The sequence below is a fragment of the Marinicella pacifica genome, from assembly GCF_014636635.1.
Lineage (GTDB): Bacteria > Pseudomonadota > Gammaproteobacteria > Xanthomonadales > Marinicellaceae > Marinicella > Marinicella pacifica.
Map to the genome: position 1 here is coordinate 1 of NZ_BMEO01000023.1, position 6,934 is coordinate 6,934.

The 6,934-nt window shown below is 39.6% G+C and carries 5 protein-coding genes; all 5 read left to right on the forward strand.

The genetic code is table 11. The features are described from left to right. Positions 1 to 376 (forward strand): single-stranded DNA-binding protein (ssb, locus tag IEV16_RS12990; RefSeq protein WP_188366156.1); only part of this gene is annotated, 376 nt, incomplete at its 5' end. Between the two features lie 161 nt (positions 377 to 537). Beyond that, positions 538 to 5,481: a DEAD/DEAH box helicase gene (locus IEV16_RS12995; RefSeq protein WP_188366157.1), complete on the forward strand. Its 4,944-nt coding sequence runs from the start codon at positions 538 to 540 to the stop codon at positions 5,479 to 5,481. Beyond that, entirely contained in the window at positions 5,478 to 6,299 is an 822-nt protein-coding gene (locus IEV16_RS13000; RefSeq protein WP_188366158.1) for a GIY-YIG nuclease family protein, read from the forward strand. Before IEV16_RS12995 ends, IEV16_RS13000 begins: the two co-directional genes overlap by 4 nt. Before the next feature lie 34 nt (positions 6,300 to 6,333). Further along, positions 6,334 to 6,630 (forward strand): IS66 family insertion sequence element accessory protein TnpA, encoded by a 297-nt coding sequence (tnpA, locus tag IEV16_RS13005; RefSeq protein ID WP_188366159.1) that lies wholly within the window; start codon positions 6,334 to 6,336, stop codon positions 6,628 to 6,630. Continuing rightward, positions 6,627 to 6,934 (forward strand): IS66 family insertion sequence element accessory protein TnpB (tnpB, locus tag IEV16_RS13010; protein WP_188366160.1); only part of this gene is annotated, 308 nt, incomplete at its 3' end. The genes tnpA and tnpB, both read left to right, overlap by 4 nt.

Sequence of the window (6,934 nt, forward strand, 5' to 3'; positions counted from 1 at the left end):
TTCAGTGGCTACCACTGAAGTCTGGAACGACAAAGAAGGTAATAAACAAGAGCGTACGGAGTGGCATCGAATAGTGTTTTTTGGTCGATTAGCTGAAATTGCGGGTGAGTACTTAAAAAAGGGTTCTCAGGTTTATGTGGAAGGTAAACTCCGTACTAATAAATGGCAAGATAAATCAGGTAATGATCGTTATACCACTGAAATCATGGCCAATGAAATGCAAATGCTCGGCGGCCGACCGGGCTCCGGTGGTGGTATGGGTGGCGGTGGCAACATGCCTTCAGCTCCAAAAAGCAACAATAACCAGTCAAACAACAATAAAAACAATGACGACGGTCCAAGCTACGATGATTTTGATGATGAAATACCGTTTTGACAAATGATTTTATCAGATTGTAAAGAATTACCTATAAAACCCCAATATATGGGGTTTTATAGGTTTTGAATTAATAATAATTTTTAAATAAAATTTTTCAAATTCGTGAAATATTTTTAATTATATTAAGATGTCATCTAAAAGACACTAAATAAGAGCTCATGAAAAAGGACGAACAAACTCCACTCCATCAGATTCTCAATACATACCGCTCATCAAGCAAAACCGAGCGTGAAAAAGGAACGTATTTTGAAAAGCTCATAATCACATTCTTTAAATACGAAGCGCGGTATAAAGGGCTTTACAGTGATGTCTGGACATACTCTGATTGGGCTAAACAACAAGGAATTTCAGGTAAAGACACTGGTATAGATTTAGTCGCTAAAACCAAAGGGACTGATGAGTATCATGCCATTCAATGTAAATTGTATGATGAAGGTGCCACGATTTATAAAAAGCATATAGACAGCTTTTTTACCGCCTCCGGCAAGAAGCCATTTTCAAATCGGCTTATTGTTACTACCACAAACAATTGGTCAGACAATGCCTTAGATGCGCTGGAAGATCAGCGGCCACCGGTTTCTAAGATTGACCTTAAAGCACTTGAAGAAAGCCAAATTGACTGGTCAAAATATAAACCTGATCAAGCGCCGGTACTACTTACCGAGCGAAGTGAACGAAGCCTTAGAAAGCACCAACAGCGTGCATTTAATGACGTCGTAAAAGGTTTTGAAAAAGCTGATCGCGGTAAGATGATTATGGCGTGTGGCACTGGTAAAACCTATACAAGCCTTAAACTTGCTGAACATTTAGCAGGTCCCGGTAAAAATGTATTGTTTTTAGTCCCTAGTCTTAATTTGCTTTCTCAAACATTGACTGAATGGACTCAATTCAGTGAAACGCCCATCACCAGCTTTGCAGTTTGCTCAGACAGTGATGTGGGTAAGAAACAAAAAGGCGATGATCGAAATATGCTCATCCATGAGCTTGAATACCCATCGACCACAGAAGCAAGCAAGCTGGGTGAAGCCGTAAGACAAACCAAATCTAACGCGGCGACTAAAGATACCATGACTGTTATCTTTTCTACTTATCATTCCATTGATGTCATCAGTAAAGCTCAATTGGATTATGGGCTGGATGATTTCTCATTAATCATCTGCGATGAAGCACACCGAACAACTGGCGCTACTTTTGAAGCTGAAAGTGAAAGCAATTTTGTTAAAGTTCACAATAATGACTTCATTCGTAGTGATAAGCGTTTATACATGACGGCTACGCCACGAATTTATGCCGATATCGCGAAAGCCACAGCTGAGACAGAGAACACTGAGCTGTGCTCAATGGACGATGAGACTTTATACGGTCGTAATTTCCATGTTATTAATTTCTCTGAGGCAGTTAGACTTAATCTTTTAACCGATTATAAAGTGGTCGTTCTGACCATTGATGAAGCTCATGTTAGCCGTCGAATACAGGGCTTGCTTTCGGATGAAAACAACAGCCTAAAAGTGGATGATGCCGCTAAAATCATTGGTTGCTGGAAAGCGCTAAGTAAGCAAAGCGCAGGTGATGACTTTGCTCACAACGAAGAGCCCATGAAAAGAGCGGTGGCTTTTTGCCAGGTGATCGAACCGAACCAGAACGCTAAAACACATAAAGTCAGCTCAAAGCAAATCGCCGGCATGTTCCAAGAAGTCATTGATGCCTACCAAGAACAAGATGATAACGATATTGATCTTGCTTGTGAAACAGAACATGTCGATGGCAGTATGAATGCCAGCGTTAAGGAAAGTAAATTAAACTGGCTTAAAGCTGAACCACCTGAAAACACCTGTCGTATTTTAAGCAATGTCCGTTGCTTGTCAGAAGGTGTTGATGTACCTGCCTTAGATGCTGTTTTATTTTTAACACCACGCAACTCTCAAGTCGATGTTGTGCAATCAGTTGGACGTGTAATGCGTAATGCGCCCGGCAAAAACATGGGATATGTCATCTTGCCTGTGGTCATACCGGCCGGCATGAGCCCGTCAGAGGCTTTAAACGACAATAAGGTCTACAAGGTCGTCTGGGACGTTTTGCAGGCTCTACGGTCGCATGACGACCAATTTGATGCCATGATCAATAAAATGGACTTAATGGAACAGCGACCATCTAAAATGGAAGTCGTGGCCATTACCGATAAAGTCACAAAGCCTAGCAAATCACCTTCCAAACCTAAGTCCAAAGGCCAATACAATATAGGCGAAGAACAAGATAGAAAACACTTCACTAAAGAAGACCAACAAAAAATGGAATTTAGCGTCGGGGAAATCGAAAGAGCCCTTTACGCCAAAGTGGTTAAAAAATGTGGCAATCGGATGCACTGGGAAGACTGGGCCAATGACATTGCTAAAATCGCAAAGACTCACATCACCCGCATAGAAACAATCGTCAAGGACGCTGAACGAAACCCTCAAGATGCAAAAGCCTTTAATAATTTTGCCGATGAACTGCGAGATGATTTAAACGACAGTATCACCGATGATGAAATTATAGAAATGTTGGCACAGCATTTAATCACCAAACCGGTATTCGATGCTTTATTTGAAGACTACAGTTTTGCCAGTAATAACCCGGTTTCAAAAGCCATGCAGAATGTGCTTGACCGACTTAACGAGCATCATCTTGATAAAGAAGCCGATACGCTTAATAAGTTCTACTACAGCGTCCAAATGCGAGCCGAAGGTATCGACAACGCTGCCGGTAAACAAAAGATTGTTGTTGAGCTTTATGACAAGTTCTTTAGAAACGCATTCCCACGCATGACAGAAAGACTGGGGATTGTTTATACCCCGGTTGAGGTTGTTGATTTTATTATCCATAGCATAAACGATCTGCTTAAACAGGAGTTTGATTTATCTCTTGGTGATAAGGATGTTCATATCATTGACCCATTTACTGGAACCGGCACGTTCATTACCAGGCTATTACAAAGCGGTTTAATTACCAAAGAGCAACTTGAGCATAAATACAAAAATGAAATCCACGCCAATGAAATTGTCCTCCTTGCCTATTACATAGCCGCCATTAATATCGAGGCTGTTTATCACGGCATTATGGGTGGTGATTACAAGCCATTTGAAGGTATCTGTCTAACAGATACTTTTCAGATGTATGAACAGGATGACATGATCAGTGACCTACTTACTGATAACAGTGACCGCAGAAAGCGACAAAAGAAGTTAGATATCCGCGTTATTATGGGGAATCCGCCCTATTCTGCGGGCCAAAGGTCAGCTAATGATAATAATGCCAATGTTGGTTATCCGGAACTTGATGAAAGCATAAGTAATAGTTATGGCCAAAGATCTACAGCCACTTCGACTAAGAATTTAATGGACTCTTATATTCGTTCAATTCGATGGGCGTCTGATCGAATAGGTGCTAGTGGTGTGGTAGGTTTTGTTACAAATGCCGGTTTTCTTGAATCTAATTCAGCAGATGGTATGCGTAAATGCTTAGCTGATGAGTTCAGTTCGATTTATGTATTTCATTTGAGAGGAAATCAAAGGACGTCAGGTGAAACATCAAGAAAAGAAGGTGGCAAAATTTTTGGGTCAGGAAGTCGTGCACCTATTGCAATTACGCTTTTAGTTAAAAATCCAAATGCCAAGCAACATGGCCAAATATTTTGGCATGATATTGGAGACTACTTAAACCAGGCTGAAAAGCTTGCTATTGTTGAGGAGTTTGCAAGTATTGATGGAATTTCAAAAGCTAATAAATGGCAGCCAATAACTCCGGATAAATACGGTGACTGGGTTGATCAAAGGGATGATAGTTTTTATGATCACATAATCATGGGAGATAAGAAATCTACCGAAAAATCACTTTTTAAGGGTTTTTCTTTAGGTGTCGCAACTGGTCGTGATTTTTGGTGTTACAACAGCTCAAAGGATAAGTTAGCAAAAAACCTTTCCGGAATGATTGCATTTTATAATGATGAACTGACTAAGTTTAATGGTAGTAACTCAACCAAGGATCGAAAACTAAGAGAGAAAAAAGTTGTAGAAGAAATTAATGTTGATCCGAAAAAAATCAGTTGGAATAGAAATTTTACTCAGGATATAGGAAAAAATAAAGTTCATAGCTTTGATTCCAACAAAATCATTAAAAGTGTTTATAGACCCTACCAGAAGCAATATTTGTATTTTGATCGTTCGATGAACGCGATGGTTTACCAAATGAATAAAATATTTCCATCGAATGAAAGTGAAAACTACGTTATATGTGTTAATGGCAAAGGCGCTAAAAACTTCACATCTTTAATGTTTGATGCATTGCCGGACTTAAATATGCTTAATGCTGGGGCTCAAAGCTTCCCATTATATTTTTATGATGAAGTCCGCTCTGATTCTGAAATTTTAATTGGTCAAAATCAAGAAAACAGGAGTAATAAATTAAATAGGCATGATGGAATAACAAACGATGGCCATAAGCACTTCCTAAAAGCCTACCCAGACGAAAATATCTGCAAAGAAGATATTTTCTATTATGTTTATGGCTTGTTACATTCACCTGATTATCGCAGCCGCTTTGAAATGAACCTATCCAAAGAGCTTCCACGAATCCCACGGGTTAAAAAAGCCAAGGACTTTTGGGCCTTTAGCCAAGCCGGTCGAGACTTAGCCAAATGGCATTTAGACTATGAGGAAGCGCCCATTTATAAATGTGATATCGAACTCAAGAAAGGCAAAAAGGTTACTGACCTAACCGCAAAAGATTACTACGTCAAAAAAATGAAATTTGCGCGAACTAGAAACTCTGAGGGCAAATCTGTGCCGGATAAAAGCTCCATTGTTTACAACCCTCATATCACCCTTAAAAACATCCCTTTAGAAGCTTATGACTATGTAGTTAACGGGAAATCAGCCATCGAATGGGTTATGGAAAGGCAAGGTGTTAAAACGGATAAAAAGTCAGGAATAACCAACGATGCCAATGACTGGGCCATAGAAACAATGGGCAACCCAAAATATCCACTTGAACTACTCCAAAGAATCATAACAGTAAGTCTGGAAACCAATAAGATTGTTAATTCGCTACCAAAGCTCGATATATGATTAGCGAATTAATTGACCTTGGCTTTTTAAAACTGTCAAATTGGGAACTAATTGATGGAAATTTACATTGCGATTTTTGCGAATACGCCAATGAAAAGAATCTGTTGTACGCTTACGTGATAGATCGTCAGATTAAATATATTGGTCAAACAGTGATGGAATTAAAACAAAGGCTTTATGGATATAAAAAGCCAGGTCCCACACAAAGTACTAACATCAGGTTAAATGAGTTAATTAAAAATAAAATCATCGATGGTGAACAAGTTGAAATCTATGTTTTTATCAATGATGAGAGCCTAAAGTATAAAGGCTATACTGTGAACCTCGCGGCCGGATTAGAAGCAGTTTTGATTGAAGAATTTTCCCCGGAGTGGAATATCCAATCAAATAAAAAACAAGCCAAGCGGGAAATTAAACCCAAATTGCCAATACCAGATAAGTCATTAAATAAAATTAAAAAGCCCTGTAATTCAGATACACCTGTTTGTGAAGTCACCCTCCATAAGTCATATTACGGGAAATCATTCTTTAACATACCTAAGAGCCATTCAGAGTACCTTGGTCCAGAAGATAAGTTCGCCATTGAAGTAAGGTTGGGCGATAACTCTTCTAAAATCCTTGCAGTTTGTGACAGAACAGCCGCCAAAAGCAGAGCCCCAAGAATTAGAATTGGTAAAGAGTTTGCCCACTGGACCTTGAATAACTTTCAACTCAAAGAAAAGATGAAAGTTGAATTTACTTCAAAACATAAAATTCGTTTATCAAAGTCAATGGTAAGCGCCAACCAAACCCCATTCTATCATTTTGCTGTTGCTTGATGCACACTGTGCATTTTTAGCATGGTGAAGTTTCATGAGCAAAACTTACCGAAGCAAAGAACAATGGATTGCGCTTATTCAGGCCCATAAAGAATCCGGATTAACAGCTGCTGCATTCTGCCGGCAACAGGGCATTAATGCCAAGTATTTTTCCAAGCGACAAAAGGATTTTGGGTTTAGGCCATCCACCAAGAATGAGTTTATTCAGGTTAAGGTCGATAAACCGGTGTATCGGACGGTGATGTCATTGAACACGGGGCGTGGCCAAATAGAATTTAATACCTGGCCTGATCCTGATTACGTTCAACAGTTGCTTCAGGTATTGCAATGATACATTTCGCCGATGTGCCTGTTTATCTGCACCGTGATTATGTGGATTTCCGCAAAGCCATTAACGGCTTGAGCCAAATCGTTCAAGATAACATGGGCATGGATGTATTTAGTCCTGACTTGTTTGTGTTTTGTAATAAAGGCCGTGATAAGCTCAAAGTCCTGTACTGGGATCAAACCGGGTTTTGCTTATGGCAAAAGCGTCTTGAGCAGGTTAAGTTTATCTGGCCTAAAAAGGATATCAATGACATTATACACTGGGATGTTGAGCAACTTGATTGGTTATTGCGTGGCTTTAATGTGGC